20 protein-coding genes are annotated in these 26772 nt (G+C 71.1%); 12 read left to right on the forward strand and 8 right to left on the reverse strand.

Going from position 1 to position 26772, the window contains the following annotated elements:
• Positions 1 to 81: 81 nt before the first annotated feature.
• The 3 genes from ABT147_RS12390 to ABT147_RS12400 all read right to left on the reverse strand — a co-directional run bounded on the left by ABT147_RS12390 (position 82) and on the right by ABT147_RS12400 (position 2023).
• Positions 82 to 780 (reverse strand): universal stress protein, encoded by a 699-nt coding sequence (locus ABT147_RS12390; RefSeq protein ID WP_351404789.1) that lies wholly within the window; start codon positions 778 to 780, stop codon positions 82 to 84.
• Between the two features lie 84 nt (positions 781 to 864).
• Entirely contained in the window at positions 865 to 1446 is a 582-nt protein-coding gene (locus tag ABT147_RS12395; protein ID WP_351404791.1) for an Rv1733c family protein, read from the reverse strand.
• Positions 1447 to 1630: 184 nt separating this feature from the next.
• Complete coding sequence (locus ABT147_RS12400; protein ID WP_351404793.1) at positions 1631 to 2023, reverse strand: STAS domain-containing protein; 393 nt, start codon at positions 2021 to 2023, stop codon at positions 1631 to 1633.
• 221 nt (positions 2024 to 2244) lie between these two features.
• On the opposite strand from ABT147_RS12400, the gene ABT147_RS12405 reads away from it, so the two are divergent.
• The 5 genes from ABT147_RS12405 (at position 2245) to ABT147_RS12425 (ending at position 9868) form a co-directional block, all read left to right on the forward strand.
• Positions 2245 to 3315 carry a zinc-dependent alcohol dehydrogenase family protein gene (locus ABT147_RS12405; protein WP_351404795.1) on the forward strand — a complete coding sequence of 357 codons (1071 nt, stop codon included), beginning with the start codon at positions 2245 to 2247 and terminating at the stop codon, positions 3313 to 3315.
• A gap of 429 nt (positions 3316 to 3744) precedes the next feature.
• Entirely contained in the window at positions 3745 to 5460 is a 1716-nt protein-coding gene (locus tag ABT147_RS12410; RefSeq protein WP_351404797.1) for a sensor histidine kinase, read from the forward strand.
• Positions 5461 to 5675: 215 nt separating this feature from the next.
• Positions 5676 to 6434: an HAD family hydrolase gene (locus tag ABT147_RS12415; protein WP_351404800.1), complete on the forward strand. Its 759-nt coding sequence runs from the start codon at positions 5676 to 5678 to the stop codon at positions 6432 to 6434.
• Entirely contained in the window at positions 6431 to 8836 is a 2406-nt protein-coding gene (locus ABT147_RS12420; protein WP_502983079.1) for a glycoside hydrolase family 65 protein, read from the forward strand. The genes ABT147_RS12415 and ABT147_RS12420 overlap by 4 nt, the downstream gene beginning before the upstream one ends.
• A 129-nt stretch (positions 8837 to 8965) precedes the next feature.
• On the forward strand, positions 8966 to 9868 hold the full coding sequence (locus ABT147_RS12425) for a universal stress protein (RefSeq protein WP_351404802.1): 903 nt from the start codon (positions 8966 to 8968) through the stop codon (positions 9866 to 9868).
• Positions 9869 to 9941: 73 nt separating this feature from the next.
• Here ABT147_RS12425 and ABT147_RS12430 read toward each other — a convergent pair whose 3' ends face one another.
• Complete coding sequence (locus ABT147_RS12430; protein ID WP_351404804.1) at positions 9942 to 11513, reverse strand: oleate hydratase; 1572 nt, start codon at positions 11511 to 11513, stop codon at positions 9942 to 9944.
• A gap of 414 nt (positions 11514 to 11927) precedes the next feature.
• Between ABT147_RS12430 and ABT147_RS12435 the strand changes: the two genes are divergently transcribed.
• From ABT147_RS12435 to ABT147_RS12465, 7 genes are all read left to right on the forward strand, one after another.
• Positions 11928 to 12839, forward strand: a complete 912-nt coding sequence (locus tag ABT147_RS12435; RefSeq protein WP_351404806.1) for a universal stress protein — start codon at positions 11928 to 11930, stop codon at positions 12837 to 12839.
• 101 nt (positions 12840 to 12940) lie between these two features.
• Positions 12941 to 13672, forward strand: coding sequence for a CBS domain-containing protein (locus ABT147_RS12440; RefSeq protein WP_351404808.1), 732 nt, complete (start codon positions 12941 to 12943; stop codon positions 13670 to 13672).
• Positions 13673 to 13701: 29 nt separating this feature from the next.
• A complete protein-coding gene (locus ABT147_RS12445) occupies positions 13702 to 14214 on the forward strand; it encodes a flavodoxin domain-containing protein (RefSeq protein WP_351404810.1) in 513 nt (170 codons plus the stop codon).
• Positions 14215 to 14386: 172 nt separating this feature from the next.
• Positions 14387 to 15400 (forward strand): 2-hydroxyacid dehydrogenase, encoded by a 1014-nt coding sequence (locus tag ABT147_RS12450; RefSeq protein WP_351405183.1) that lies wholly within the window; start codon positions 14387 to 14389, stop codon positions 15398 to 15400.
• Between the two features lie 167 nt (positions 15401 to 15567).
• Positions 15568 to 17826, forward strand: coding sequence for a formate C-acetyltransferase (gene pflB / locus ABT147_RS12455; protein WP_351404812.1), 2259 nt, complete (start codon positions 15568 to 15570; stop codon positions 17824 to 17826).
• Entirely contained in the window at positions 17823 to 18560 is a 738-nt protein-coding gene (gene pflA / locus ABT147_RS12460; RefSeq protein ID WP_351404814.1) for a pyruvate formate-lyase-activating protein, read from the forward strand. Before pflB ends, pflA begins: the two co-directional genes overlap by 4 nt.
• Positions 18561 to 18660: 100 nt before the next feature.
• Positions 18661 to 19554, forward strand: a complete 894-nt coding sequence (locus ABT147_RS12465; protein ID WP_351404817.1) for a universal stress protein — start codon at positions 18661 to 18663, stop codon at positions 19552 to 19554.
• 54 nt (positions 19555 to 19608) lie between these two features.
• Here ABT147_RS12465 and ABT147_RS12470 read toward each other — a convergent pair whose 3' ends face one another.
• The 4 genes from ABT147_RS12470 to ppdK all read right to left on the reverse strand — a co-directional run bounded on the left by ABT147_RS12470 (position 19609) and on the right by ppdK (position 26735).
• Positions 19609 to 20274 carry a DUF4389 domain-containing protein gene (locus tag ABT147_RS12470; protein WP_351404819.1) on the reverse strand — a complete coding sequence of 222 codons (666 nt, stop codon included), beginning with the start codon at positions 20272 to 20274 and terminating at the stop codon, positions 19609 to 19611.
• A 132-nt stretch (positions 20275 to 20406) separates the two neighbouring features.
• Positions 20407 to 23073, reverse strand: a complete 2667-nt coding sequence (gene adhE, locus ABT147_RS12475) for a bifunctional acetaldehyde-CoA/alcohol dehydrogenase (RefSeq protein ID WP_351404821.1) — start codon at positions 23071 to 23073, stop codon at positions 20407 to 20409.
• A 226-nt stretch (positions 23074 to 23299) separates the two neighbouring features.
• Positions 23300 to 24019: a CBS domain-containing protein gene (locus ABT147_RS12480; protein ID WP_351404823.1), complete on the reverse strand. Its 720-nt coding sequence runs from the start codon at positions 24017 to 24019 to the stop codon at positions 23300 to 23302.
• Positions 24020 to 24041: 22 nt separating this feature from the next.
• Entirely contained in the window at positions 24042 to 26735 is a 2694-nt protein-coding gene (gene ppdK, locus ABT147_RS12485) for a pyruvate, phosphate dikinase (RefSeq protein ID WP_351405185.1), read from the reverse strand.
• Between the last annotated feature and the right edge of the window lie 37 nt (positions 26736 to 26772).

Below are 26772 nucleotides of genomic sequence, written 5' to 3' on the forward strand. Positions count from 1 at the left end.
CGCAGGAGCGGAGGAAGGAACCGGCCCGGGCGACCGGCCCCGACACCCGCGACGAGCCGGGTGCCGGGGCCGGTCTCCCGCTCACCGAGTGGTCGGCCGTCCCGGCACCACGGCGACCGGGCACGACGCGTCGCGGAGAAGACCCTCCGCGGTCTCACCCCACCGCGTGCCGGGCCTCGTGCCCACCACGACCAGCGCGGCCCCGGCGGAGTGGTGGAGCAGCGCCTGGACCGGGGTGAGCAGAACGACGTCTTCGAGTACGGGTACCTCCGGATACTTCTCCCGCCACGGGCGCAGCACGTCTGCCAGGAGCTGGACCTCCTGGTCCTCCCAGGTCGCGCGGTCCCTCTCCGGGACGGCGAAGGGCCACTCGGCCGCGCTGGAGGGAAGAGACCAGGCGTGCACGACACGCAGGCGCGCGATGTGTCCACGGGCGCTGTCGAACGCGAAGTCGATCGCGCCGCCGGCAGGATCGCGGGCGTCCACTCCGAGGGTGATTTCCGGGGAGCGGTACGTGCCGTCGGCCTCGTCCGGAACGAGTACCAGCGGGCAGGCCGCAGCCGCAGCCGAGGCAAGAGGCCACGAGCCGGTCGCTCGGCCGGTGGAGGGGGCCTCCCGGGGCATGCCGCACACGATCATCTTCGCGCCGTACGGGGTCCGCGGTGACTCGGTGGTCACGCACAGGGGCAGACCGCGCCGCCGTGCCTCGTTCCGGGCCCAGTCGATCGCGGACCGGGTGCGCGCCGACGGGTCGACGCAGGCGAGGACCACGGGTTCCATCTCGTCCACCTTTCAGGTCCCGACGGACTCCGGGCCGGACCCCCGACCCGGAGTCCGACACCATCGTGCCGCCGGCGACTGGTGTCAGCTGGTCTTGTGGCCCCACTCCGGCCCGACCAGCTCCCACTCCCGGCCCCACTGGTCGATGCGACGGAGATCGAGCCGCCATCGGGCGACGGCACCGGCACCGGACACGAGACCGGCGAGGGCGATCCCGGCAACGGCACCCAGGACGCCCGACTCGACCGCCGCCACTGTCGGATCCGTCGGCTCGGGGACAAGACGCCCCTTGCCGTCCTGCCAGACCACGGTCTTGGATCCGGCCTCGAGCCCGGTGGTCACCAGGGTCCGGTCCGTGCGAGGCGAGCCGTCGGGTGCCGTCCAGCGCACGGTGGCCGTCCTCCGCCCCGTGGTCCCGCCGAGCGCGGCGGCGGTGCGCGGGACGTCCTCCAGGACGACGGCACGGACGGACCGCCGCTCGACCCGCTCCCGCGCGAACGCCTCACTCGCGGCATGGGCCGTCACCAGCCCGGCGACGGTGCCGCCCACGACGACGACCGTCCAGACGGCGAGCACGATCCAGGCCTCCGTGATGTCGTCGCGGCGCCGCAGCGGATTGCCCCGCCGACGCCACAGCCGCCTCATCGCGTACGTGCCACTGGGCATCGTTCCGCACCTCCTCGTCGTCGTGGTGACCCTCCGACAGTGCCGGGCCGGACCGCGCTCGCGGCATGAGCCGAAGAGGGCTCGCCGTAGGGCTGTTCGGGACCGACTCGGCAGCGGGGAAGGGCCGTTGAGCCCAAGGCGTCGCGCGGCCCGCCGGCCCCCTGCGAGGGCCCGGTGCCGGGGCTCAGTCGGCCGACGCGGAGACGGAGTCGGCGACCGGCGTCCCGGCCGCCTCCTCGGGCAGCCGAGAGCCGATGTCGAAGACGCCGGTCAGTTCGGTGTGGCGCAGGATCCGCAGGAACTGGGAACTGTTCGTGACCAGCCGTAGCCGACCGTTGCGGGCCTTCACCCGGTTCCGTACCCGGCACAGGACGCCCAGCCCGGCGCAGTCGATGAAGGAGACCGGACGCAGGTCGAGCACCAGATCGGGGAGCGGACCGGAGGCCAGCGCGTCCAGACGGGCCGTGAGCGAGGGCGCCGTCATGACGTCGAGCTCGCCCCGCAGAGTGACGACGGTCGTGCCACCCGCGGTGCGATGCGTGCGGTACGGCGTGGACCTCGTGTGGTTGTCGTCCATGGGACGAGACAACCCGCGCGGACAGGGTGCGGGGAAGGGCCGTTCGGTCCCTGTTGCCCGGGTTCGGCAGGGCCTGTAGGCCCTCCCGCTGCGGGCCGACGGGGCAGGGCCCCGTCAGGGGGCGGGGAGGGCCGGACGTCCCGAGCGAAGCGTGCGGCCGAGGCACAAGCTGGATGTGTGGGGCAATCCCGGCACTCGAAAGAAGGACGGTGAGGAGCGAGATGAAAGGCTACGTCTTCCACGGCCCCGGGCAGTCGGCCTGGGAGGAGATCCCTGACCCTGCCGTGAAGGAGCCCACCGACGTCGTGGTGCGGGTCGACGCCGTGACCATCTGCGGCACCGACCTGCACATCCTCAAGGGCGACGTGCCCGAGGTACACCCCGGCACCGTCCTTGGGCACGAGGCCGTCGGTGAGATCATGGAGGTCGGCGGCGACGTCCGGACCGTACGTCCGGGCGATCGCGTGCTGATCTCCTGCATCAGCGCCTGCGGGCGCTGCCGCTACTGCCGGGAAAGCGCCTACGGCCAGTGCCGGGGCGGTGGAGGCTGGATTCTCGGCCACCTGATCGACGGCACCCAGGCCGAGTACGTCCGCGTCCCGTACGCCGACCTGTCCGTGCACGTGCTTCCCAGTGCGGTCGAGAACAAGGACGCCGTCCTGCTGGCGGACATCTTCCCCACCTCGTACGAGGTGGGCGTGCTCAACGGGCACGTGCGCCCGGGAGACACCGTCGCCGTCGTCGGAGCGGGACCCATCGGCCTCGCGGCGATCGCCACGGCACGCCTGTTCGCCCCCGAGCGGATCGTCGCCGTCGACCTGGCCGCGTCCCGGCTGGAGGCCGCCAAACTGCTCGGCGCCGATGCCGTGGCCGACGCCCGTGAGGAACCCGAGCAACTGATCGCCGATCTCACCGACGGGCTCGGCGCGGACGTGGTCATCGAGGCGGTCGGCGTGCCGGAGAGCTTCGAGATGTGCACCCGCGTGGTGCGCCCCGGCGGCCACGTCGCCAATGTCGGCGTACACGGCAAGCCCGCCACCCTGCACCTCGAAGACCTGTGGATCAAGAACGTGACCATCACCACCGGCCTGGTCGACACCCACTCCACACCCACCCTGCTGCGCATGGCGGCCGCCGGCCGCCTGCCCACGGGGCAGCTGGTCACCCACACCTTCCCGCTGGACCGCATGGAGGAGGCCTACGACATCTTCGCCCGGGCCGCCGACACCGGTGCCCTCAAGGTGGTGCTCGGCGAGCAGCCGCACGAGGAGGTCGTCGTCCGCGCGGCCTGACGCCACGAGGCCTCGGCCAGCGGTCCCGAACCCCTTTGGCCCGGGTCCCCGGCATGGACCAACGGCCCTTGATTCCAAGGGCCGTTCGGTTTCTCCACCGGACCCCCTGACCTCTGCCCCGAGAGGCGGCGCACGGCGAGCGTCGTTCGAAGAGGCGGGCCCCTCGGCCCGGCTGTCTCCAACGGACGGTCGCCGACAGAGAGGACGAACGGAGCGGCACCGCGGGGGATCGGTGCCGCTCCTGTCTTCAGTGTCCCTCGGATCACCCGTGCCCCACGCCGATCTTCGGTCCGGACCGGATCCCGGTCCTGAACAGGCAGGAGAGCGTCTCGGCCGGATCCGCTATCACCCCAGGCCGCCGACGACTAACTTGGCAGATGACCGGACCGGTGGGGGTCCGTCGTACCGGGGGATCTGGAGGAGCAACAGGTGGGAAGCCCCGAAGAGGCCCGCGTGCGACTGCCGCAGCTGCGACTGGACGAGCTGTTGGAGGAGCTGCAGGCCCGTCTGGACGCGGCCCGCGGCACCCGCGACCGGGTGCACAGCCTGCTGGAGGCGGTGCTCTCGGTCGGCCGGGAGCTGGACCTGGAGCAGGCCCTGCGCAGCATCGTGGAGGCCGCGGCGGTGCTGGTCGACGCGGAGTACGCGGCGCTCGGCGTGATCGGCCCCGACGGCAAACGGCTCTCCGCCTTCCACACGGTCGGTGTGTCCGAGGAGCAGATCGCCCGGATCGGACCCTATCCGGAGGGCCACGGCATCCTGGGGGAGCTGATCCACCACCCGGCGCCGCTGCGCCTGGCGAAGATCTCGGAGCACTCGGCGTCGTACGGCTTCCCACCCCATCACCCGCCGATGAACACCTTCCTCGGTGTTCCGATCCGGGTGCGTGACCAGATCTTCGGCAACCTCTACCTGACCGAGAAAAGAGGCGGGGCCCAGTTCGACGAGGAGGACGTCTCGGTCACGCTCACCCTGGCCGTCGCGGCCGGAGTGGCCATCGACAACGCTCGGCTGTACGCGGAGTCCCGGTTGCGGGAGCGCTGGCTGCGGGCGAACGCGGAGATCGTCCACCGGCTGATGGCGGGCGGCGAGCGTGCCGAAGTGCTCGGTCTGATCGCCGAACAGGCCCGGGAGATCACCGGCGCGGCCCTGGCCGTCGTCGCGATGCCGATGGAGGGCACGGACGCGCTGTCCGTGGAACTCGCCCTGGGACGGGAAGCCGATGCCCTCCAAGGCCTGGTCCTGCCCATGGACGGCACCCTGATCGGCGAGGCGTTCTCCGGCGCGACCGCCGTCACCAGCGCGGACGTCACCCACGACGAACGCGTCTCGGCGGGACCGCCCAGGTTCTCCGGCCTCGGCCCGGCCGTGGCCGTCCCCGTCGGGACGGGCGACAGCGTACGAGGTGTTCTCCTCCTGGTGAGGGAGGCCGGGCACACGGCGTTCACCGAGAGGGAGATCGACCTCCTGAGAGGCTTCGCGGCGCAGGCGGCGATCGCGATGGAACTGGCGGAACGCCGTCTGGAGGCCGAAGAGGTCGCGGTGCTCAAGGACCGTGACCGGATCGCCCGCGATCTGCACGACCTGGCGATCCAGCGGCTGTTCGCCACGGGCATGACCCTGCAGAGCGCCGGCCGTTTCATCGAGCACGCGGAGGCGTCCGAACGCGTGGCACGGGCGGTGGACGACCTCGACGAGACCATCAAGATCATCAGGTCGACGATCTTCGGCCTCCGCACACGCGACGGCGGGGAGGGCAGTGGGCTGAGGGCCCGCGCCGTGAGGGTGGTGGGGGAAGCGGCACCTGTGGTGGGCTTCGCCCCCAGCGTGCGGATGGAAGGTCTCCTGGACACCGATGTACCGAAGGAGACCGCCGACAACGTGGTGGCCGTCCTGTCCGAGGCCCTGACCAACATCGCCCGGCATGCCCGAGCCGACCGCGCGGAGGTCGTGCTCGCGACCGACGGACGGGAGGTCCGGCTGTCGGTCACGGACAACGGCGTCGGCATCCCGCCCGACGGCCGCCGCAGCGGCCTGCGCAACATGGCGGAACGCGCCGAGCACCTGGGCGGACGGCTCGAACTGGCGGAGCCCGCCGACGGCGGTACCTCGCTGATGTGGCGCGTGCCGGTGAGGAAGGTCTAGGGCCCTTCTGCCGGCGGTGCGAAAGTGACGATCAAGCCCCGCGCACCCCTGCGGCCCGGCGCGGACAGCGATACTCCGGGCTCCGGCTCGGCCGGGTTGCCCACACGCAGCCGCGCACACGCCGTGTCCGCCGGCGTTCGCCGGCAACAGATGTGGTCGACTGGCCGAACGTGAGATCAGGACCGACCGGTGACTCGCTCACAGGGAGAGCACTCATGCCCGTACAGTCCCGCGACACGCTCGCGCCCGTGCTGCGGGACGTACGGGCCGTCGTCTTCGACACCGACGGAGTGATCACCGACTCGGCGCGTGTGCACGCCGCGGCCTGGAAGACCGCCTTCGACGCCTTCCTGGGCGCACATCCGCCCGAGGCTCCCGGGCAGCGGCGCCCGTTCGACACACGGGACGACTACCTGCGGTACGTGGACGGCAGGTCCCGGCTGGACGGGGCCGCCGCCTTCCTCGCCTCGCGCGGCCTCGACCCGGCGGCCGAGACGGTGCGGGCCGTCGCCGCGGACAAGGAGCGACTGTTCACCGAGCGGCTGCGCGAGCACGGTGTCGACGCGTATCCGGGGACGGTTCGTCTGGTGCGTGCCCTGCGCCGGGCGGGGGTGCCCCTGGCCGCGGCGTCCGCGTCCCGCCACGCCGGTGAGCTGCTCACGCGGGCAGGAGTCCTGGACCTCTTCGAGGTGCTCGTCGACGGTGGGGAGGCCGCTCGGCTGGCGTTGCCGGGCAAACCGCGGCCCGACCTCTTCCTGGAAGCCGTCCGGCGGCTCGGCGTCCCCGCCGACCGCGCCGCCGTCGTCGAGGACGCCCTGGCAGGTGTCGAGGCGGGCCGGGGCGGAGGATTCGCCCTCGTCGTCGGCGTGGACCGCACCGCGGGTCCGGACACCGCGGAGGCGCTGCGACGGCACGGCGCCGACATCGTCGTACGGGACCTCGGAGAGCTGGTCGGGGGAGGAGCACCGCGGTGACGGGCTGGTTCTGGGAGTACGAGGGTTACGACCCGGTCGCCGAGCGGCTGCGGGAGTCGCTGTGCACGCTCGGCAACGGCTACTTCGCCACCCGTGGCGCACTGCCCGAATGCGCCGCGGACGACGTGCACTACCCGGGCACCTACGCGGCCGGCTGCTACAACAGGCTCACCTCGGACATCGCGGGACACCGGGTGGAGAACGAGGACATGGTCAACCTCCCGAACTGGCTGCCGCTCCGGTTCCGCCTCGCCGGGGAGCACTGGCTGACCCCCGACACCGCGCGGGTCCTGGACCACCGGCAGACGCTGCACCTGGCCTCCGGACTGCTGGAGCGCCGGACACGGTACGCGCTCGGCGGGGACCGGGTGCTGTCGGTGCGTCAGCAGCGTCTCGTGCACATGGCCGACCCCCATCTGGCGGCCCTGCGCACCGAGTTCACCGCCGAAGGGTTCTCGGGCGAGATCGAGGTCGAGGCCATGCTCGACGGCGGCGTCACCAACGCCGGAGTGCCGCGCTACCGCGACCTGGACGGACGCCACCTGACCCACGTGCACACCGGGTCCGCCGCCCCGGACACGGTGTGGCTGCGCTGCCGGACGCGCACCTCCGACATCCGCGTCGGCATGGCGGCCAGGCTGACCACCGATGCAGATGCAGATGCCGATGCCGCCGACGCCCCCGACGCCCCGGTCCTGGCCGGGCACGTACCCTCGCGCGCCGTCCAGCGCGTGCGCCTGCACCTGACACCTGGCGCCATCGCCACCGTCGACAAGACCGTCGCCCTGCACACCTCACGCGACCCCGCGATCAGCGACCCCCTGGACGCCGCGGTCGACCGGGTGGCCGCCGCGCCCGCGTTCCAGGAGTTGCTCGACACCCATCTCACGGCCTGGGACCAGCTGTGGCGACGGGCCGAACTCGACGTCCGCGGGGAGGCGGGCGACATCCTGCGGCTGCACCTCTTCCACGTCCTGCAGACCCTCTCCCCGCACACGGCCGACCTCGATGTCGGCGTCCCGGCCCGGGGGCTGCACGGCGAGGCGTATCGCGGCCACGTCTTCTGGGACGAGCTGTTCGTGCTGCCCTACCTCAACCTGCACTTCCCCGAGGTGTCCCGCGCCCTGCTCCGCTACCGCCACCGCCGTCTGGACCAGGCCCGTACCGCGGCCCGCGCGATCGGGCGGCGCGGCGCGCTGTACCCGTGGCAGAGCGGCAGCGACGGGCGCGAGGAGACGCAGCGACTGCACCTCAACCCCCGCTCGGGGCGCTGGCTGCCCGACCACTCGCGGCTCCAGCACCACGTCGGCTCGGCGATCGCGTACAACGTGTGGCAGTACTGCGAGGCCAGCGGAGACGCGGAGTTCCTGCACACCGAGGGCGCCGAGATGCTGCTCCAGATCGCCCGTTTCTGGGCGGACTCGGCCACCTGGGACGAAAGCCTCGGACGGCATCGCATCCGAGGTGTGGTCGGCCCGGACGAGTACCACGACGCCTATCCCGGAGCGAAGAAGCCCGGTCTCGACGACAACGCGTACACCAACGTCACCGCCGTGTGGGTGCTCACCCGCACGCTTGAGCTGCTGCGGACCCTGCCGGAACCGCGGCGACGCGAACTCGCCGAACGCACCGGCCTCGACGACGGTGAACTCGAACAGTGGGAGGACGTCTCCCGCACCCTCCACGTGCCCTTCCACGAAGGCGTCATCAGCCAGTTCGAGGGCTACGGCGACCTCGCCGAACTCGACTGGGACGGTTACCGGAAGAGGTACGGCGACATCCGGCGCCTCGACCGGATCCTGGAGGCTGAGGGTGACACCGTCAATCGCTACCAAGCGTCCAAGCAGGCCGATGTCCTGATGCTCGGATACCTCTTCCCGCCGTCCGAACTCCAAGGCCTGTTAGGCAGGTTGGGCTACGCGCTGGACGAGGACGCCTGGCGGCGCACCGTCGACCACTATCTCGCACGCACCAGCCACGGTTCCACCCTCAGCGGTCTGGTACACGGCTGGGTACTGGCCCGGGCGCGGCGCGCCGAGGCGTGGACGTACTGCCAGGAGGCCCTGCGCGGCGACATCGCCGATCTGCAGGGCGGCACCACGGGTGAGGGAATCCATCTCGGCGCCATGGCCGGCACCCTCGACCTCGTCCAGCGCGGACTGACCGGACTGGAGACCCGTGACGGTGCGCTGTGGCTGGACCCGGTGCCGTTGCCGGAACTGTCGTCGTACGGGTTCACCCTGCGCTACCAGGGGCAGTGGGGCGTGCGCCTGCGGCTTGAGCGCGGGTGGCTGGAGATCGCGGTGCCGTCGTCCGACCGGTCTCCGATCGACGTCCGGCTGCCCGATCGCGGTGTGCGTCTCCAGCCGGGGGAGACGAGCCGACTGGCCCTCCCGGACTGACCCCCGCGGCCGGCCCGCACGAGTAGGGGCCGGACGGTCCCCGACGGTGCCCGGTGGCCCCTCCTGAACAGCTCGATCCTGGGCAACTCTGGTACTGGGACGGGGAATCAAGAGGAGGAGGTACGTGTCATGCTGCCGTTCGTCGTCGCCGGAGTCGACGGATCCGCGGAGAGCCTGGCCGCCGCCGAGTGGGCGGCCCGCGAGGCGGCGCGCCGGGAGCGGCCCCTCACGTTGGTGCACGCGTGGCACTGGCATCCCCGCCAGGGCGAGGGGGAGACCGCGAGCGCCGCTCAGCGATCTCTGGGGCGGCGTGTGCTGAGGGAGGCGGAGGACCGTGTCCGTGCGGCCGTCCACGGTGCGCTGCCGCGTGACGAGCAGGTCGAGGGCACGGCGACCGAGGCGCTGCTCAGGCAGGGCGAGCGGGCCGAGCTGCTGGTGCTGGGATCACGTGGGCTGAGCGGCTTCGCCGGGTTCCTGGTGGGCTCGGTCGCCCTCGGGGTGGTGGCGAGGGCCACCCGTCCCGTCGTCCTCGTACGCGCGGGGGAGGAGGCGGAGGACGAACACGTCCCGGCGGACGACGGCAGTGGCTCGACCCGGACCGCGTACCGGGACGTGGTGCTCGGTCTGGACCTCGGCGATCCGTGCGACGAGGTGGTCGAGTTCGCCTTCGAGGCCGCTCGGGCGCGCGGGGCGAGGCTCCGGGTCGTGTACGCCTGGCAGTCCCCCTCCGCGTTCAGCTTGGGGCCCGGGGACATCGCTCTGGTGGACGAGCGGCGGCGGGCGGAGGAATGGCAGGGGTTCCTGTCCGCGGTGCTTCAGGTGTGGCGTGAGAAGTACCCCGGGACCGAAGTGCTGGAGACCGTCGTCCAGGGCAAGGCCTCCACGGCGCTGGTGCGGGCCGCTTCGTCCGCGAGCCTGCTGGTCGTCGGCCACCGGCTGACCGACCGGCCGGTGGGCCCGCGCACCGGTCCCGTCACTCACGCGGTCATCCAGCACGCGGGCTGCCCCGTGGCCGTGGTCCCCCATGAGTGAGAGCCGCGCACCACGGTGAGTGCGCGTTTCCGCGCCTGGTCCGGAGCGGGCCGGCCGTTCCGGACGGTGCGGGCTACCGGCGGTGCATGGTCTCCAGCGCGGCGGCCAGGACGCGGGGGTCGTGGTGGCCCTTGTGGACCGCGGGCGGGTGCTTGTCGAGCTTGAGGAGTCGGGAGACCGCCGTCCAGGCGGTTCGTATCGAGTACTCGACGGTGAAGGTGACGTCGTCGGGGACTTCGGCGAACTGGCCGATGAAGGCGAGGTTGACCGATCCGTCGGGGACGACCTCGGGGCGGTCTTCGCGTCGGCGGGGCAGGAACTGACTGGTGATGTAGGGCATCAGGCAGGGCACGACCGTGGAGGTCTCCAGGACACGGGTCGCGGTCCGGTCGTCGAAGGGCAGGTGGTGGAGGACCTCTTCGAGGATCTCCCGGCCGGAGCACATGGTCATGGGTTTGGGCGTGTGGTTGCCGGCGCGGCCGGGGAAGAGGCCGTAGCCCCACCAGACCGAGACGCCCTCGGGCTGGTCGCGGTAGACGGGCTGACGGCCCGCGACGACGGTGAGCAGCCAGTTGGAGTCGGTGAAGGTCATCAGGCCGCCCCGGCCGGTCTCCCGGCCGCTGAACCCGGCCAGCGCGTCGAGGAAGACGGGGTCCGTGGCGGTGACGGTGAACGACTCCCAGCGTGACTCCTTGACGTGCTTGTCGAAGACGGCCGGGTCGCCGAAGTCCTCACGTCCCCTGGACACTCGGTGCCAGAGCAGCCAGGCGTCCGAGGTGCGGGGAGGCGGAGGCGGTGCCGAGGTGTGTGTGCCGAGGCTGGAGGCGTCGGTCATCGAACCGTTGGTGACCAGGACGAGGTCCTCGGGGGCCACCTCGATCCGCTCGTCGCGGCCGGCCCGGGAGAGGTGGATGCCCTTGACCGTGCCGCTCCGGGCCCCGGGCGTGAACGCCAGGTCGGTGACGTGGCAGCCCGTGTGGACGGTGACGCCGCGCTCGCGCAGCCAGGCGGCGAGGGGCCGCACGATCGAGTCGTACTGGTTGTAGCGGGTCCGGTGGATGCCCGCCAGGGACGCGAACTCGGGCAGGAGGTGGATGAAACGCTTGAGGTAGCGGCGGAACTCGATCGCGCTGTGCCAGGGCTGGAAGGCGAACGTGGTGCACCACAGGAACCAGAAGTTGGTGGTGAAGAAGTGGTCGCCGAAACAGTCGGTGATCCGCTTGCCGTCCAGGTGCCCCTCGGGTGTGACCAGACAGCGCACCAGGTCCAGCCGGTCCCGCTCGGAGAACCCCATCGACGTGGTGTCGACGATCTTCCCGTTCCCGTCGACGAGGCGGGCGACGTCGTCCCAGGCGAAGTCCTCGTGTCCGGCCAGGATCTCCCGCGTCACCGAGATCGAGGGGTCGTCGAGGGAGGGGATGCCGGACAGCAGGTCGTACGTGCAGCGGTACTCGGCCTCGAACATCCGACCGCCGCGCATGGTGTAGCCGGTGTCCGGAGTGCCGCCCGCGTCCAGGCTGCCGCCGATGGTGCGCTGCTCCTCGAAGAGATGGATGTCCGCTCCGTCGAAACCGCCTTCGCGGATCAGGTATGTCGCCGCGGCGAGCGCCGCGATCCCGCTGCCCACCAGATACGCCTTCGCCATCACACAACTCCTCGTACTCGCCTGCTGATCGGGAACCACGTGCCACCCTGTCCCCCCGCCGACGGACACCATCAGGGGCCGTAGGTCACCGGTGGAGGCCGGACGGCCCAGAGCGGCCGGCCCGCCCGTGCGCGGGGCGTCGCGGGGCAGTGGACCGCGGCCCGGTCGGTGGACGGTCACCGGCCGGGCCGGACGGTGTTCGGCCCAGGCTCACGTCGGGCGATTGCGTCGCCGCGTCGCTTCCCCAGGAACGAGGAGAACTTTGGACGCCGCCGCGCCACGGCGGTGCCGCCGCCTGCCGCACCTGCGGGCTTCAGGGCCGTTCGGGCCGCCGGCGGGAGACCTGTGGCCCCTGCACGGGCCGCTCCCCGGCAGCGACGCTGGAAGCACATCCCCGTTGAGGAGGCAGGAACCATGGTCAACACCGTTGTCGCAGGTCTCGACGGCTCGGCCGAGAGCCTGGCCGCCGCGGAGTGGGCGGCCCGCGAGGCGAAGCAGCGCGGCCTGCCGCTGAGGCTCGTCCACGTCTGGGAACCCGTGCCCGAGCCCATGGCCCAGGCACCGCTCCTCGGCGCCGAGACGATGCAGCACTGGAGCGAGCGGGTACCGCGAGAGGCGGCCGACAGTCTGAGGCCGCGGCACCCCGAGGTGGACATGACCGTGGAACAGATCAGCGGCCGGCCCGCCGAGGTGCTGACACGCGTGGCGAAGGACGCCGAACTGCTGGTCCTCGGCTCCCGCGGCCTGAGCGGCGTCGGCGGCTTCCTGGTGGGCTCCGTCGGCCAGCTGGTAGTCGCCCACACCGGGCGGCCGGTGATCCTTGTCCGAGCCGGGGAACAGGCCGCGGACGAGCACTCGGTGGACCACCCGGCCGGAATCCCGTCCGGTGGCGGTACTCCCTTCCGGCCCGTCGTCCTCGGCCTCGACACCGGCCACCCGCACGAGACGGTGATCGAGTTCGCCTTCGACGCGGCGGCTCGGCGGAAGACCTCCCTGCGGGTCGTCCACGGCTGGAACCCACCGCCGTACTACGCGTACGCCATCCCGGCCGACGCGGAACTCGGTCCCGAGCTGAGGAAGCAGCAGGCGGCCGTCCTGTCCGAGGTCCTGAGCCCGTGGCGGCGGAAGTTCCCCACCGTCGAGGTCGTCGAGGAGCCCCGCTGGGGCAGCGCCGCCCCCCACATCGTCGATGCCTCTCGCGGTGCCTCCCTCGTGGTCGTCGGCCGCCGGATCCGCCGCAGCCCCTTCGGCGCGCACATCGGCCCGGTCACCCACGCCGTCCTGCACCACGCCGCCGCCCCCGTCGCCGTCATCGCACACGACTGACGCGACGACCGTCGCCGCATCCCAAAACGAACGAGGGACATCCCCTCGCGACCTCCCCCGCACTCACTTCTGCGAGGACTCCGCCGAGAAGGGAAAGGGACGTGAGACACAACAAGATCGGCTCCGTGATGACCACGGACGTCGTCCGTGCCGAGTACGGCACCCCCTTCAAGGAGGTGGTGCGACTGCTGGCCGACCACCGGATCAGCGGACTGCCGGTGGTCGACGACGACGGCAAGGTCATCGGCGTCATCTCCGAGACGGACCTGATGCTGCGGCAGGCGGACACCCCCGATCCCTGGCGGCCGAAGCGTCACTTCCGGCTCACCGGACTGACGCGCGGCGCCCGGAGGCGGGCCTCGAAGGCGAGGGCTCGTACCGCCGGCCGGTTGATGACCAGGCCGCCCGTCACCGCGCACACCGACGACACCATCGTCGAGGCCGCCCGCACCATGGCGCAGCGGTGTGTGGAACGGCTTCCCGTGGTGGACGGGGAGGAGCGGCTGGTCGGCATCGTCACCAGGAGCGACCTGCTTCAGGTCTTCCTGCGTCCGGACCGGGACATCCGACAGGAGGTGATCGAGGAGGTGCTGATGCGCTCGCTGTGGCTGGCGCCGCGATCCGTCGACGTCTCCGTGGAGGAAGGCGTCGTCACACTCGACGGCCATTTGGAGCGCAGGAGCGAGACGGAGATCGCCGTCTCCATGACCCGGAGGATCGACGGTGTGGTCGCGGTCGTCGACCGGCTCACCCACCGGCTGGACGACTCCCGTCCCCTGCCCGGTGAGCCGGTACGGCACGGCGTCGCCGACGACTGGCTGCCGAGGATCTGACCACGACCTGTGAGAGGAGGCGGACCGTCATGCCCACCAGTGTGCTGGTCACCTACGGAACGACGAACGGATCGACCGCACAGATCGCCGAGACCATCGCGGAGGTCCTGAGCAAGGAGGGACTCGCCGCCGAGACACTGCCGGCCCGGTCCGTGGCGAGCGTGGCGTCGTACGACGCCGTGGTGGTCGGCGGCGGACTGTACGCGGGGCGCTGGCACAGGGACGCCCGGCGCTTCGTCCGCCGTCACCGGCACGAACTCGCCGAACGCCCGCTGTGGCTCTTCAGCAGCGGCCCGCTCGACCCCTCCGCCTCGGAGCGGGACATCCCGCCCGTCCCCGGTGTGCAGAAGGCCATGGACCGGCTCGACTCCCGGGAACACGTCACCTTCGGGGGCTGCCTGGAGGAGGGAGCCAAGGGATGGGTCGCCGGGATGATCCTCCGCTCCGGAAAGGGCGGCGACTTCCGTGACTTCGCCGCCGTCCAGGAGTGGGCCACCCGTATCGCGGCCGAACTCGTGGGGGCCGAGGGGGAAAGGAGTTGACCCCCTGCTCGCCGCTGCGCGCTGGAGGTGTCACTTCTCAGGAGGTTTGCGCCAGGTGGCCCAACGGTGGGACCCGTCGCCCCCGTCGCCTCATGGGTGTCGTCCTACGGTGAGGAGGTGGACGATCTGTCCTCATGGCCGCCTCATGGCCGTACCCATGGGAGGAACGCACGTGGAGATCGTGGCGTACGGCGTCCAGGCGGACGAGGAGCCGCTGCTGCGGGAGGCGTTCGACCAGGCGTTCGCCGGCCGCCATCGACTCCGCTGCCTGTCGCTCTTCCTGGACAGGGACACCACCCCGACCGCCGACGGCCACGAGATCGTGCTCTGCTGCGTCAACGACACCCTCGACGCGGAGGTGCTGCGCTCGCTGGCCGCGGGTGGCACGCGGATGATCGCCCAGCGTTCCACCGGCTTCAACAACATCGACCTGACGGCGGCCGAGGAGCTGGGTCTGACGGTGGCGCGGGTGTCGGCCTACTCGCCGTACGCGGTCGCCGAGTTCGCCTGGGCGCTGGCGCTGGCCGTCGACCGCCGGATCGTCCGGGCCGCGCACCGCACCCGGGAGTTCGACTTCCGGCTCGACGGACTGATGGGCCGCGACCTGCACGGCCGGACCGCGGGTGTGGTGGGCACCGGCAGGATCGGGACCGCGTTCACCCGGATCGCCCACGGTTTCGGCATGCGACTGCTGGGCTGGGACATCACCGAGAATCCCGACTGCCTGGCCCTCGGTATGCGGTACACCGCGCGCGAGCGGCTGTTCGCCGAGGCGGACCTGGTCAGCCTGCACGTGCCGCTCCTGTCCGACACCCACCACCTGGTCGACGCCCAGGCCCTGGCCCTGATGAAGGACGACGCGATCCTGGTCAACTCCAGCCGCGGCGGCCTGATCGACACCGACGCCCTGCTGGACACCCTGCGCGCGGGGCGACTACGGGGTGTCGGCCTGGACGTGTACGAGGAGGAGGCCGGCCTGTTCTTCCTCGACAAGTCCCTGGAGGTGATGACGGACGAACGCCTCGCCCGGCTGATGACCTTCAACAACGTGCTCGTCACCTCGCACCAGGCGTACTTCACCCGGGACGCCGTGGAACAGATCGTCGCCACGACTGTCACCAACATGGAGGACTACTTCGCCGGCCGCACCGGCGACAACACCCTCGTCCGGCCCTCGCCGAGTTGAGGGCGGGCTCGGGCAGGGCGTGGGCAGGGCCTTGGGCTGAACGGCCCACCGGCGGGGGACGAACGGCGCCCGTCACGGGCCCTGTCGGGCACTGCCCGCGAGTGCGGCGAAGGACCAGCATCGGAGGTGAGAGGCACACATGTGACACTGGGAGAGGACAACCGGCGATGACCGCAACGGTGACAGCTGGCAACCGCAGGGCCGAGGCCTGGAGCGGCTTCGCGGGAAAACGGTGGCGCACGGAGATCGACGTGCGTGACTTCATCCAGGCGAACTACACGCCGTACGAAGGCGACGCGTCCTTCCTGACCGGTCCCACGGATCGCACGCGCGCCGTCTGGCAGAAGGTCAGCGCCCTCTTCCCGGAGGAGCGGCGCAGGGGCGTCCTCGACGTCGACACCGCCACCCCCTCCACCATCACCTCGCACGCCCCCGGATACATCGACCGCGACCGCGAACTGATCGTCGGCCTCCAGACCGACGCCCCGTTGAAGCGCGCGATCATGCCGAACGGCGGCCTGCGCATGGTGGAGAACGGGCTGAGGGCGTACGGCTACGAGCCCGACCCGTTCGTGACGCGCGTCTTCGGCACCTACCGCAAGACCCACAACGACGGTGTGTTCGACGCGTACACCGACGCGATGCGAGCGGCCCGCAGGGTCGGCATTATCACCGGGCTGCCGGACGCGTACGGCCGGGGCCGCATCATCGGCGACTACCGGCGGGTCGCGCTGTACGGCACCAACCGGCTGATCGAGGCGAAACGCGCCGAACGGGCCCTGCTGGACGCCGAACCGTCCACCGAGCACGTCATCCGTGACCGTGAGGAACTGGCCGAGCAGATCCGCGCTCTCGGCGAGCTGATGCGGATGGCGGCCGGCTACGGCTGTGACGTCTCCCGGCCCGCCGCCACCGCGCACGAGGCCGTGCAGTGGCTGTACCTCGGCTATCTCGCCGCCGTGAAGGAACAGAACGGCGCCGCGATGTCGCTGGGCCGCACATCGACCTTCCTGGACGTCTACCTTCAGCGGGACCTGACGCGAGGGCTCATCGACGAGACCCGCGCCCAGGAACTGATCGACGACTTCGTGATCAAGCTGCGGATCGTGCGGTTCCTGCGCACCCCCGAGTACGACGCGCTGTTCTCCGGCGACCCCACCTGGGTCACCGAGTCCATCGGCGGCATGGGTGGCGACGGCCGGACGCTGGTCACCCGCACCTCCTTCCGCTTCCTCCGGACCCTCTACAACCTCGGCCCCGCGCCCGAGCCCAACCTCACCGTGCTCTGGTCGCCTCGCCTCCCGGCCGGCTTCAAGGAGTTCTGCGCCCAGGTGTCCATCGACACCAGTGCAGTCCAGTACGAGTCGGACGAGCTGACGCGTCCGCGCACCGGCGACGACACCGCCATCGCCTGCTGCGTCTCGGCCATGGCGGTAGGCAGGCAGATGCAGTTCTTCGGTGCGCGCGTGAACCTGGCGAAGGCGCTGCTGTACGCCGTCAACGGCGGTCGCGACGAGATGACCGGCGACCAGATCACTCCCGAGACGCCTCCTCTGACGGGGGAGTACCTGGACTACGAGGAGTTGTCGGCGGCCTACGACCGTGTCCTGGACTGGCTGGCGCAGACGTACGTCGACACGCTCAACGTCATCCACTGCATGCACGACAAGTACGCCTACGAGCGCATCGAGATGGCCCTGCACGACCATCCCGTGCACCGCTTCATGGCCTGCGGTGTCGCCGGCCTGTCGGTCGCGGCCGACAGTCTGTCCGCGGTGAAGTACGCACGGGTGAAGGTCATCCGGGACGCCACGGGGCTGGCCGTCGACTTCGAGACGGAGGGCGAGTTCCCGGCGTACGGCAACAACGACGACCGCGTGGACTCGCTCGCCGTCGGCCTGGTCGAGTCCTTCATGGCGAAGGTGCGCAGGCACCCCACCTACCGGGACGCCGAGCACACCCAGTCGGTGCTGACCATCACCTCCAACGTCGTCTACGGCAAGCACACGGGCAACACCCCCGACGGCCGCCGTGCCGGACAGCCCTTCGCGCCCGGCGCCAACCCGATGAACGGCCGCGACCGGCACGGCGTGGCCGCCTCCGCCCTGTCGGTCGCCAAGCTGCCGTACGAGCAGGCCCGCGACGGCATCTCGCTGACGACCACGATCACTCCTGAGGGGCTGGGGCACTGCCCGCAGGAGCGCGCGGGCAACCTGGTGGGCATCCTCGACGCCTACATGTCCTCGGGCGGCTTCCACATGAACGTCAACGTGCTGGACCGGGCGCTGTTGGAGGACGCGATGGAACACCCAGAGAAATACCCGGAGTTGACCATCCGCGTCTCCGGCTACGCCGTCAACTTCGTCCGGCTGACCCGCGAGCAGCAGCTCGACGTGATCAGCCGCACCTTCCACGGAACGCTGTGAGCTCGGTGACCACCGGCCGGATCCACTCCTGGGACCTGTCCACCGGCGTGGACGGTCCCGGGACCCGGTTCGTGCTCTTCGTCTCCGGCTGTCCGCTGCGCTGCCTGTACTGCGCAAACCCGGACACCTGGCACCTGCGCGACGGCCGGGACACGACCGTGGACGACGTGGTGGCGGAGATCGAGAAGTACCGCCCGTTCATCACCACGGCCGGCGGCGGGGTCACGGTCACCGGCGGAGAGCCACTGCTCCAGCCCGCCTTCACCGGTGAAGTGCTGCGCCGCTGCAAGGAGGCCGGACTGCACACCGCCCTCGACACCTCCGGCTTCCTCGGCGCCCGCGCCGGCGACGACCTCCTCGCGGACACCGACCTGGTGCTGCTGGACATCAAGTCCTTCGACATCAACACCTACCGGAAGCTGACAGGCGGCGAACTCACACCGACGCTGAACTTCGCCACCCGCCTCGACCGGCTCGGCGTCCCGATGTGGATCCGCTACGTCCTGGTCCCCGGCTGGACCGACGACCCGAAGGCCGTCGACGGCCTCGCCCGCTTCGCCGCCGGTCTCGGCGGTGTCGACCGTGTGGACGTCCTGCCGTTCCACAAGCTCGGCGCCCACAAGTACGACGCCCTCGGGATCCCCTTCCCGTTGCGTGACACATCCGCTCCGGGAGAGGAGCTCACGGAGCGGGTGCGCGAGCAGTTCCGCGCACACGGACTGCGGGCGCTGTGACCTGGTCATCATGGTCGGTCCTCAGCGGGGACTTGAGGCCCCTGCCCTCTCCCTCGCGCGGCTCGGAGACTGGCATCGCATCCTGAAGGAGATCCCTCGCATGCCCCGTGTCATCGCCGTCGGCCTCGACGGCTCCCCCGAGAGCCTTGCCGCAGCCGACTGGGCCGCCCGCGAAGCGTTGCTCCGCGACGTACCCCTGCGTCTCGTGCACGCCGGGGAGCTGCCGCTCCACGCCTACACTCCGTTCGGCGGGGAAGCCGTGCCGCCGCCTGGTGCGGACCGCTCCGCACGGATGCTCCGCGAGGTCGGGACCGCCCTCCGTCACCGCCACCCAGCCCTGCGGATCACCGCCGACCAGATCGCCGGACAGCCTGTCGCGGCGCTGTCGGCCGCCGCCGGGGAAGCCGGCCTCCTGGTACTCGGATCCCGCGGCATCGGCACCGTCGCGGGCCTCCTGGTCGGCTCCGTCGCCCTCGCCGTCCTGGCCCGCGCCGAGAGTCCTGTCGTCCTCGTACGGGCGGGTGAGCGCGCCGAGCACGAGCACCTGCCGGACGCCGCGGGAACGTCGTCCGCGGCCACTCCGTACCGGGAGGTCGTGCTGGGGCTGGACCTCGCGGGCCCCGGCGACGCCGTCATCGAGTTCGCCTTCGACGCCGCACGACGCCGCGCGGCTGTGCTGCGCGTCGTGCACGGCTGGAGCGTTCCGTCCTCCAATGGCGACGAGGATGTCCTGGACACCGGGCTCTATGCCGGTCCGGCCGATGTAGCCGATGTACTGGAGCCGTGGAGGGACAAGTTCCCCGACGTCGAGGTGCGTACGCAGAGCGTGGTCGGCGGCGCGGGCGCCCACCTCGTGGACGCGTCGCGGGAAGCGGCGCTGGTCGTCGTGGGACGACGCATCCGCCGCGCACCGGTCGGCAGCCACGTCGGCCCCGTCACTCACGCGGTGCTCCACCACGCCTCGGCGCCGGTGGCGGTCGTCCCGCACGCCTGATCACAGTCGGCCGGGCATGCGGGGGTCACGGCGGCGACGACACCGGTTCGGGGGTCATGACGGCTGCTCCGCAGTCCTCGGCTCGGTGCCGCCCATGTCGAGCCGGAACGGCGGATACGTGTCCGTCATCAGGCAGGCGTAGGCGGCGACCCGCAGCACCCATCGGTTGAGGCCGACAATCAGATCGAACAGATCCGTGGGGTACTTCTCCGTGAAGGCCATGGTCACGGCGGCGATCAACGTCAGTACGGCGACGAGTCCACCGCCCCACCAGCCGGAGTGCCAGCCGCCGACGAAGAAGCCGATGACGATGTAGTGCGGGATGGCCAGCAGCCACCACTTCACCAGGACCAGGCCGCGGGAGAGGCGCTCGGGGTAGGCGATGTCCAGCCGCGCCGGGTAGCCGGGTTCCTCACCCAGGCTGAACGGCGGGTACCGGTCCGTGCCCAGTGCTCCGTACGAGTAGTAGGAGACGCGCCAGGTCCAGCGCAGCACCCCCAGGTTGAAGTCGAACAAGGCGCGTGGATAGCGCTCGGTGAACAGGATGGCGAAGAACGCGATCACGCCGACCACGGTGAACGCGATCCAGAGGAAGAACAGCACCACGTAGTGGGGGATGACCAGGATCCACTTCACCAGCCACAGCCACCGGGACAGCGGTGCGTCGAGCACCGCGTTCACGCGGACGGGGCGGTCCGGTATGCCTGCCACGGTCGTCATGTCGATCAACTCCTTCACCCCAGGACGCCGGCCGCAGGAAGGGGCCTATGACCAGCGTGACCACAGGGCGGGCACGGCCGCGAGGGCAGACCGGTGCCGCCCCGGGGCCACCGGTCCCGGCCGATCGGCCCCTCAGGCGCTCGGCGTGTTCGCGGGGCCGTAGTAGGCGGTACGCATGATCTCCCGCATGTCGTCGAGCATGGGCATCCGTGGGTTGGCGGGGGCGCACTGGTCCTCGTAGGCGTTGAGGGCCTGCTGGGGCAGGGCGTCGAGGAAGGCGCGCTCGTCCACGCCGAGGGACCGGAACGACGGCTCGATGCCCACCGCCTCGCGCAGGCACTCCACGGCGGTGGCGAGCGACTCCACGCCCTCGGCCGGGGTGGTGGCCGGCAGGCCGAGAGCGCGGGCGATGTCCTGGAAGCGTTCGGGGGCGCGGTAGCTCTCGTACCTGGGCCAGCCGGTGAGCTTGGTCGGGACGGTGCCGTTGTGGCGGATGACATGGGGGAGCAGGACGGCGTTGGTGCGGCCGTGGGCGATGTGGAAGGTGGCGCCGAGGGTGTGGGACATGGCGTGGACGATGCCGAGGAAGGCGTTGCCGAAGGCCATGCCCGCGATGGTGCCGGCGTTGTGCATCCTCTCGCGCGCGTCGGGACGGCCGGTGCGGTCGTTCACCGCCGCCTCGATGTTGTCGAAGACCAGGCGGATCGCGTGCAGGGCGAGGCCGTCGGTGAAATCGTTGGCGTAGACGGAGACGTACGCCTCGAGGGCGTGGGTGAGGGCGTCGAAGCCGCTGTCGGCGGCCAGTGCTGCGGGCAGCTCGGTGGTGAGCAGCGGGTCGACGATGGCCACGCTGGGTGTGAGCGCGTAGTCGGCCAGCGGGTACTTCTTGCCGGTGGCGGGGTCGGAGATCACGGCGAACGGTGTGACCTCGGCGCCGGTGCCGGACGTGGTGGGTACGCACACCAGACGGGCGAGCCGGCCCAGGACGGGGAAGCGGAACGCTCGCTTGCGGATGTCGGAGAACTTGTGCCGCATGTCGGCGAAGTCGGTGTCCGGGTGCTCGTAGAGAAGCCACATCACCTTGGCCGCGTCCATGGGCGAGCCGCCGCCGAGCGCGATGATCGTGTCCGGGCGGAAGTCCCGCATGAGGCGGGCACCGCGCTGCACGGAGTCGATGCTGGGTTCCGGTTCCACGTTGTCGATGATCTGCAGCGTCACGGGCTCGGGACGGCGCCTGAGGATTCGGTCGACGCGGTCGACGAAGCCGAGTCGGGTCATGGTCGCGTCGGTGACGACCGTGACGCGGTGGACGTCCGGCATGTCGGCGAGGTACCGGATGGCCTGCGGCTCGAAGTAGATCTTCGGCGGGATCTTGAACCACTGCAGGTTGTTGCGGCGCGTCCCGACCCGTTTGACGTTCAGCAACTGGGCCGCGGAGACGTTGTCGGACACCGACGTGCTGCCCCAGGAGCCGCAGCCCAGCGTGAGCGAGGGCAGCAGGCCGTTGTAGATGCCGCCGATGGCGCCCTGCGAGGACGGGGCGTTGACGATGATCCGTACGGTCTTGATACGCCTGCCGTACGCCTCGGCGAGGTCGCGGTCCTCGGTGTGGATGACCGCGCTGTGCCCCTGGCCGTGGAAGGCGACCATGTCGGCGGCCAGGCCGAAGCCCTGCTCCTCGGAGCGGGCGCGCAGCACGGCGAGCACCGGGCAGAGCTTCTCGCGGGTCAGCGGCTCGTCCGGGCCGACCCGGGCGGCCTCGACCAGGATGAGCGAGGTGCCGACGGGAACGGTGAAGCCCGCCTGCTCGGCGATCCACACCGGGCTCTGCCCGACGGCCGCCGCGTTGACCTTGGGCTCGCAGCCCTTCCCCGTCCGGCCGGTGGGGAACAGGAACGCCTCCAGCTTCGCCTTCTCCTCGGCGGTCGCCAGGTGGGCGTGCAGGGTGCGGAACTCCGTCACCGCCCGGTCGTAGATCTCGTCGTCCAGGATGACGGCCTGCTCGGAGGCGCAGATCATGCCGTTGTCGAACGACTTGGACAGCACCAGGTCGTTGACGGCCCGGCGCAGCTCGGCGCTCCTGTGCACATACGCGGGGACGTTGCCCGCGCCGACGCCCAGGGCGGGCTTGCCGGCCGAGTAGGCGGCCTTGACCATGGCGTTGCCGCCGGTGGCGAGGATCAGTGAGACACCCGCGTGGCGCATGAGCGTGCCGGTGGCCTCGACCGAAGGGGTCTCGATCCACTGGACGCAGTGCTCCGGCGCGCCCGCGGCGACGGCGGCGTCACGCACGATCCGGGCGGCCCGCGCGCTGCACCGCTGGGCGGACGGGTGGAAGGCGAACACGATCGGGTTGCGGGTCTTCAGCGCCATCAGCGCCTTGAAGATCGTGGTGGAGGTCGGGTTGGTCACGGGCGTGATCGCGCACACCACACCCACCGGTTCCGCGATCTCGACCATGTCCTCGATGTCGTCGCGGGCGATGACGCCGACGGTCTTCATGCGGCCCATGCTGTGCGTGACGTACTCGCACGCGAACATGTTCTTGGCGGCCTTGTCCTCGAAGACGCCGCGCCCGGTCTCCTCCACGGCGAGCCGGGCCAGTGCGGTGTGCTGGTCCAGGGCGGCGACCGAGGCCTTGTTGACGATGTGGTCGACCTGCTCCTGGGTGAGTGCCTCGTAGTCGGCCAGTGCCTTGAGGCCGGCCGTCACCAGCCGGTCCACGGCGATGGCGATGTCGGACGGTGCGTCGGCGGTGGCCGTGGCAGCGGTCCGGGGTCGGTCGTCGTGGCGGGTCATGGGTACGCCTCCGTCGTCGGTGGAGCCGCGTGGTCGGCGGCTCGGTAGGGGGAGTGGCACCGTGAGGGATCGGTGCCACTCCCACCAGCAGGCTCTCCCGGACGCCGCGCCGTCCCCAGGTCCCGTCGGTCCCCGGCGAGGTCCCGACAGGCCCGGATCCGCCGGGCCGGACGGCCCCGGGTGTGACCCCGGCCGCCGTACCGCTCAGCCCTCGCACCGCCCGAGGTCAGCGCTCGGGCAGCCAGTGGTGCTCGATCCTTCGTGACGGGTGCTTCTCGGGCGGGTGGATGTCGTCGATGTGGAAGGTGAGGCTGTTCACGACACCGACCACCCCGTCGACGCGCCAGGCATGCCGGACGGCCTGTGCGATGTCGCCACGGAGCTTCAGCCGTCCCTCCAGGGTGGCCAGGCCGTCCCGGACCGAGACGATCACGGTGTGGGGCGGCAGCCCCATGGCGCGGGTCAGCGTGTCGAGCACGTCCTCGCGGATCTCCTCGTCCGTGCGCAAGAAGACCCGCAGCAGGTCACGGCGGGTGGCGATGCCGATCAGCCGGTCCTCCTCGTCCACGACGGGGAGACGTTCGATGTGGTGGCGTTCCATCACACGGGCGGCGTCCGCGACGCGCTGTTCCGGGTGCACGGTGATCGCGGGCGTCGACATCAGGTCCCGCGCGGTCGTGGCGCGCGCGACGGCGGCCGTGCGACGGGCGGCGCGGCGCAGCGCGGGGATCCGGAAACGCCGTTCCCGGCCGAGTGCGAACCGGGCCGCCTGGCCGTGGACCAGGTCGGTCTCGGAGAGCACCCCCAGGACCTTGTCGTCGTGGTCCACCACAGGAAGTCCGCTGATCCGGTGTTCGTCCAGCAGTCGTGCCACTTCCTTGAACGATGTCTCCGGGTGCGCTGCGACGACCTCCCGGGTCATCACCTCGCCGATGGTGCGGGTCATGACGCCCACTCCCTTTCCGCGCTCACCTGCTGTCGCTGGTTTCCGTCCGGGGAAGTGCGGCCCGGCCGGCCTCAAGGCGGGCCACGGGGACCCGGAACGGCGAGCAGGAGACGTAGTCCAGTCCCGCACCGTGGAAGAAGTGCACCGACTCCGGATCCCCGCCGTGCTCACCGCATACGCCGATCTTCAGGCCGGGGCGCGCCGCACGTCCTTCCTCGACCGCGATCTCGACCAGTCGCCCCACGCCCTCGCGGTCGATCGTCTCGAACGGAGAGACCTTGAAGATGCCCTTGTCGAGGTAGGCGGAGAAGAACGCCGCCTCGACGTCGTCGCGGGAGAAACCCCAGGTGGTCTGGGTCAGGTCGTTCGTGCCGAACGAGAAGAACTCGGCCTCTTCGGCGATCCGGCCCGCGGTGAGTGCCGCCCTGGGCAGCTCGATCATCGTGCCGACCGGGCACTCCACGGCGATCCCCGAGGCGGTGGAGACCTCGGCCAGTACCAGCTGCACTTCCTCGCGCACGAGACGCAGTTCCTCGACCGTGTCGATCAGCGGGACCATGATCTCCGCTCGTGGATCTCCACCTGCCCGCTTGCGCTCCACCACCGCCTCGGCGATCGCCCGCACCTGCATGGCGACCAGGCCGGGCGCCACCAGGCCCAGGCGCACGCCGCGCAGGCCGAGCATCGGGTTCTCCTCGTGCATGCGGTTCACGGCGTCCAGCAGTTCGGCGTCGTGCGCGCTGGGCGGGCTGCCCTGTGCCTCGGCGGCCGCGAGACGCACGGCGAGTCCGGTGCGGTCCGGCAGGAACTCGTGCAGCGGTGGGTCGAGGAGCCGGATGGTCACCGGCAGCCCGTCCATCGCCTCCAGAATGCCGATGAAGTCCTGCCGTTGCAGCGGCAGCAGCGCGTCCAGCGCCCGCTCCCGCTCGGCGTCGGTACGGGCCAGGATCATCGCCTCGACCAGCTGCCGCCGATCGCCGAGGAACATGTGCTCGGTACGGCACAGCCCGATGCCCTCGGCGCCGAACCGCCGGGCCCGTGCGGCGTCCTCGGGTGTGTCGGCGTTCGCCCGCACGCCCAGCCGCCGTACACCGTCGGCCTGTCGCATGGCGCGGGCCACGGCGTCGACCAGCTCGGCCGACCGCTCACCGGGCCCGCCGGTCTCGAAGTACCGCATCACCGCCGAGTCCACCAACGAGGCCGCGCCCGGGTACACGGCGCCCTCGGACCCGTCGACGGAGATGACCGTGCCCTCCTCGACCGTGGTGCCGCCCACGGTGAAACGGCGCCCCTGCGGGTCCACGGCGATCTCTTCGGCGCCGCACACGCAGACCTTGCCCATGCCCCGGGCCACCACGGCCGCGTGACTGGTCTTGCCGCCACGGCTGGTCAGCACGGCCTGGGCGGCGACCATGCCGGGCAGGTCGTCGGGGGTGGTCTCCTGCCGTACGAGGACGACCTTCTCCCCGGCGGACGCGCGCCGTACCGCTTCGGCCGAGTCGAAGACGGCCGCGCCGACGGCGGCACCGGGCGAGGCCGGGATGCCGTGCGCGAGAGCCTCACCGACGGCCGAGGTGTCGAACCGCGGGAACATCAGCCGCGCGAGCCCGTCGCCGCTGACCCGCGCCAGGGCCTCTTCCGGCGTGATGAGCCCCTCGTCGACCAGCTCGGCGGCGATGACGAACGCCGCCTCGGCGGTCCGCTTGCCCACCCGCGTCTGCAGCATCCACAGCCTGCCGCGCTCGATGGTGAACTCGATGTCGCACAGATCCCGGTAGTGCGACTCCAACGTCCGCAGATGGTCCCGCAGTCGCGCGTACGACGGCGGATCCAGGCGCTCCAGTTCGGTCAGCGGGACGGCGTTGCGGATGCCGGCGACGACGTCCTCGCCCTGAGCGTTGGACAGGTAGTCGCCGTACAGGCCGGTGTGACCGGTCGCCGGGTCGCGGGTGAAGGCGACGCCGCTGCCGGAGTCGGGGCCGAGGTTGCCGAAGACCATGGTCTGCACGTTCACCGCGGTGCCCAGGTCGTCGGGGATGTGCTCGCGGCGGCGGTAGAGCCGGGCGCGTTCGCCGTTCCAGGACTCGAAGACCGCGAGAACGGCCCGGCGCAGCTGCTCGGCCGGAGCCTGGGGGAAGTAGTCGCCGGTCTCCTGGCGGATCAGTTCCTTGTACGCCTCGACGAGCTCGGCCAGATCGGTCGCGTCCAGGCCCAGGTCGTCGGCGGCCCCGCGGGCCTCCTTGAGGCGGGCCATGACGTCCTCGAACAGCGCACCGTCGACACCCATGACCGTGCTGCCGAACATCTGCACGAGACGGCGGTAGGAGTCCCAGGCGAAGCGCTCGTTCCCGGAGGTCTTGGCCAGCCCCAGCACGGACTCGTCGTTGAGGCCGATGTCGAGGATCGTCTCCATCATGCCGGGCATGGAGAAACGTGCCCCCGAGCGGACGGACAGCAGCAGCGGATCATCCGGCTCCCCGAGCAGCCGTCCGGCCGTGTGCTCCAGTGCGGTCAGGTGCTCGGAGATCTCGCGGGCCAGACCGGCCGGCTCGGAGCCCGTGGCCAGGAAGGCCCGGCAGGCCTCGGTGGTCACGGTGAAACCGGGCGGCACCGGCAGGCCCATTCGGGTCATCTCGGCCAGATTGGCGCCCTTGCCGCCGAGCAGACCGGCCAGGTCCCGGCCGCCCTCGGTGAACTCGTACACATAACGGGCCATGACGTGTGCACTTCCTTCTGACTGTTGGCTTCCGGCT

This window comes from Streptomyces sp. NPDC001868 (assembly GCF_040297125.1).
In the GTDB taxonomy this organism is placed as follows: domain Bacteria; phylum Actinomycetota; class Actinomycetes; order Streptomycetales; family Streptomycetaceae; genus Streptomyces.

Coding starts and splice junctions, on each gene's coding strand:
- ABT147_RS12390 (WP_351404789.1), bottom strand. CDS start 780: ATGGAACCCGTGGTCCTCGCCTGCGTCGACCCGTCGGCGCGCACCCGG.
- ABT147_RS12395 (WP_351404791.1), bottom strand. CDS start 1,446: ATGCCCAGTGGCACGTACGCGATGAGGCGGCTGTGGCGTCGGCGGGGC.
- ABT147_RS12400 (WP_351404793.1), bottom strand. CDS start 2,023: ATGGACGACAACCACACGAGGTCCACGCCGTACCGCACGCATCGCACC.
- ABT147_RS12405 (WP_351404795.1), top strand. CDS start 2,245: ATGAAAGGCTACGTCTTCCACGGCCCCGGGCAGTCGGCCTGGGAGGAG.
- ABT147_RS12415 (WP_351404800.1), top strand. CDS start 5,676: ATGCCCGTACAGTCCCGCGACACGCTCGCGCCCGTGCTGCGGGACGTA.
- ABT147_RS12425 (WP_351404802.1), top strand. CDS start 8,966: ATGCTGCCGTTCGTCGTCGCCGGAGTCGACGGATCCGCGGAGAGCCTG.
- ABT147_RS12430 (WP_351404804.1), bottom strand. CDS start 11,513: ATGGCGAAGGCGTATCTGGTGGGCAGCGGGATCGCGGCGCTCGCCGCG.
- ABT147_RS12435 (WP_351404806.1), top strand. CDS start 11,928: ATGGTCAACACCGTTGTCGCAGGTCTCGACGGCTCGGCCGAGAGCCTG.
- ABT147_RS12445 (WP_351404810.1), top strand. CDS start 13,702: ATGCCCACCAGTGTGCTGGTCACCTACGGAACGACGAACGGATCGACC.
- pflB (WP_351404812.1), top strand. CDS start 15,568: ATGACCGCAACGGTGACAGCTGGCAACCGCAGGGCCGAGGCCTGGAGC.
- ABT147_RS12465 (WP_351404817.1), top strand. CDS start 18,661: ATGCCCCGTGTCATCGCCGTCGGCCTCGACGGCTCCCCCGAGAGCCTT.
- ABT147_RS12470 (WP_351404819.1), bottom strand. CDS start 20,274: ATGACGACCGTGGCAGGCATACCGGACCGCCCCGTCCGCGTGAACGCG.
- adhE (WP_351404821.1), bottom strand. CDS start 23,073: ATGACCCGCCACGACGACCGACCCCGGACCGCTGCCACGGCCACCGCC.
- ABT147_RS12480 (WP_351404823.1), bottom strand. CDS start 24,019: ATGACCCGCACCATCGGCGAGGTGATGACCCGGGAGGTCGTCGCAGCG.
- ppdK (WP_351405185.1), bottom strand. CDS start 26,735: ATGGCCCGTTATGTGTACGAGTTCACCGAGGGCGGCCGGGACCTGGCC.